Annotated in this window: 2 protein-coding genes and 1 pseudogene; 1 reads left to right on the forward strand and 2 read right to left on the reverse strand. The window is 60.9% G+C overall.

The annotated features are described in order from the left end of the window. Positions 1-51: 51 nt before the first annotated feature. Positions 52-1,260 (reverse strand): beta-ketoacyl-[acyl-carrier-protein] synthase family protein, encoded by a 1,209-nt coding sequence (locus P3C39_RS32820; protein ID WP_135913145.1) that lies wholly within the window; start codon positions 1,258-1,260, stop codon positions 52-54. Then, positions 1,261-1,542, reverse strand: coding sequence for an acyl carrier protein (locus P3C39_RS32825; RefSeq protein WP_126057635.1), 282 nt, complete (start codon positions 1,540-1,542; stop codon positions 1,261-1,263). A 426-nt stretch (positions 1,543-1,968) separates the two neighbouring features. Between P3C39_RS32825 and P3C39_RS32830 the strand changes: the two are divergent. Beyond that, positions 1,969-2,097 (forward strand): annotated as a pseudogene (locus tag P3C39_RS32830) (LysR family transcriptional regulator); the annotation flags it as partial.

The following is a 2,097-nucleotide window of genomic DNA, read 5'->3' on the forward strand; positions in this document are numbered from 1 at the left end:
CAAGCAGCTAGATACGACAGGTGACCTCAAATGAGGCGTCTTGCATGGCTTCTACACCTGCCTGAATGCCAGAACTGCGTTCGTACCGCCCATGGCGAAGGCGTTGCTCATGGCGACGCGCACCTTGCGCTCGCGCGGCACATTGGGTGTGATGTCGAGGTCGCAAGCGGGATCTGGCTCGCGATAGTTGGCGGTCGGCGGCACGACGTCCTCTTGGATTGCCATCACGCAGGCGATCATTTCAAGCGCGCTCGCTGCGCCGAGGCAATGCGCGTGCGTGGACTTGGTGGAAGAGATGGACATCGAATAAGCGTGGTTTCCAAACACACGCTTGATCGCCGCCGTTTCAGTCTGATCATTGCTTTTGGTACCGGTGCCGTGCGCGTTGAGGTAGTCGACGTCCTCGGCATTCAGCCCGGCATCGGCAAGGCAGGCGCGCATCGCCGACGCTGGCCCCTCGACAGATGGCGCGGCAATGTGGAAGGCATCGGCGGAAAGGCCGACGCCGGCGATCTCGGCAAGAATTGTGGCACTACGCCTCGTGGCATGCTCGTAGCTTTCCAGCACGGCCATGCCCGCACCCTCGCCCAGCACCAGGCCCTTCCTATCGGCGGAGAAGGGCCGGCAGGTATCGGGTGAAAGCACGCGCATTGCTTCCCATGCTTTCAGCACGCCCCATGCGAAGGGTGCGTCGCTGCCTCCGGAAACCATTACGTCGGCCCGGCCCAGCTTGATCTGGTCCACCGCCGAGGCGATCGCATGGTTGGCCGAGGCACATGCGGAGGTCACCCCGAAGACCGGCCCGCGCAAGCCGAGGCTCAAGCTAAGATGGACGGAAGCGGCGCTGGGCATCACCTTTACTCCAGTGAAGAGTTCAGCACGGATTGCGCTACCCAAAAGCAGTGAGCGGTAAGTTTGTTCTGTTGCGTATGAACCGGTAAATCCGACGCCCACTGTCGCGCCGAAGCGATGGGCATTCCCCTCGTCCCAGGAAAGTCCGGCCTGCCGCATGGCTTCGCGCGCTGCAAGCACGGCGAGCAAGCTGAAGCGGTCCATGGAGATGAGATGCCCCCGGTTGATGTCGTGCTGGGGCAGCGCCTTGATCTCAGCGCCGGTCATGCCCTCCAGGTCATGAAGCTCGGAATTGGCGATCGGGCCGATGGCGGAGCGGCCTTCGCGCATCTCTTTCCACATAGAGGCGGCGTCGGTGCCCAGTCCGCACAGGCCGCCCACTCCGGTGATAACGACGCGCCTGTGCATTCAAGCCTCCTTCGCAAGCAAGCCGCGGACGGCTTCCACGACGTCGCCGACATTCTTGAGATTGGACCAGGCATCGGCCGTGTTCATGTCGATCTTGATGCCGTAGGCCTGCTCCACATCCCAGAGGACGTCCGCCAAACCCAGCGAATCAAACCCGAGCGCGTCCAGTTCCGTGGCGATTGTTATCTCGCCGACGAATGACGTAGGCATTCCCTCACCGCTCTCCGACTCGGCGCGTTTCTTGATCAGGGCAATGACGTCCGTTGCGAATTGATCGGCCATTCTGTTTCCTGTCTTTCTTTCCCGCGTTTCGACCTGGACGCGGCTCAGTTCCTGAGGCGCGCCGCGTCGCGAAAGCCATCACGCTTGGGCAACTGACAAAGCCCAATGCTCATAAAGCCGGATCAGGTCCGGCCGGTGTGTGGCGTAGGTGCAGTATGACGATGTGAGCCGCTACACCGTGCGCGTCTCCCAGTCTGTCCATAGGCTCGGAAGAAGTCGGACCCGGTCAGTTGCAACTCCCTTTCCCAGCACTCCACTGCCCGGTAGAGCGCATGAAAAATCTCCTTTCGGGCGGTTTCTTAAGACGCTCGCCACGCCATGAGGCAGTGGGGGCATCGGTGTGCGTCAGGTGCTTCTGCCCATGCAGGATTCCAGAACATTGATGAAATCGTTTGTTTCGATGAAAGGCATCCACACTTTGGATAGTTGACCACGCGTTTCAAAGATCGTGAACTACATCTCGTCGTTGTGCTCGACGCACTCCCGACAGAGCGCAACCTCATGGGCGCGGCATGCAGGATTAACCGAGCCCAGCCGGTCATGAGTGCGGCCGGC

Origin of the sequence: Mesorhizobium sp. XAP4, from assembly GCF_029269325.1 — a bacterium.
Classification (GTDB): domain Bacteria; phylum Pseudomonadota; class Alphaproteobacteria; order Rhizobiales; family Rhizobiaceae; genus Mesorhizobium; species Mesorhizobium ciceri.

What these genes read in the sequence shown, in the direction of transcription:
- P3C39_RS32820 (WP_135913145.1), bottom strand. Translation starts at nt 1,260, where the DNA reads ATGCACAGGCGCGTCGTTATCACCGGAGTGGGCGGCCTGTGCGGACTG.
- P3C39_RS32825 (WP_126057635.1), bottom strand. Translation starts at nt 1,542, where the DNA reads ATGGCCGATCAATTCGCAACGGACGTCATTGCCCTGATCAAGAAACGC.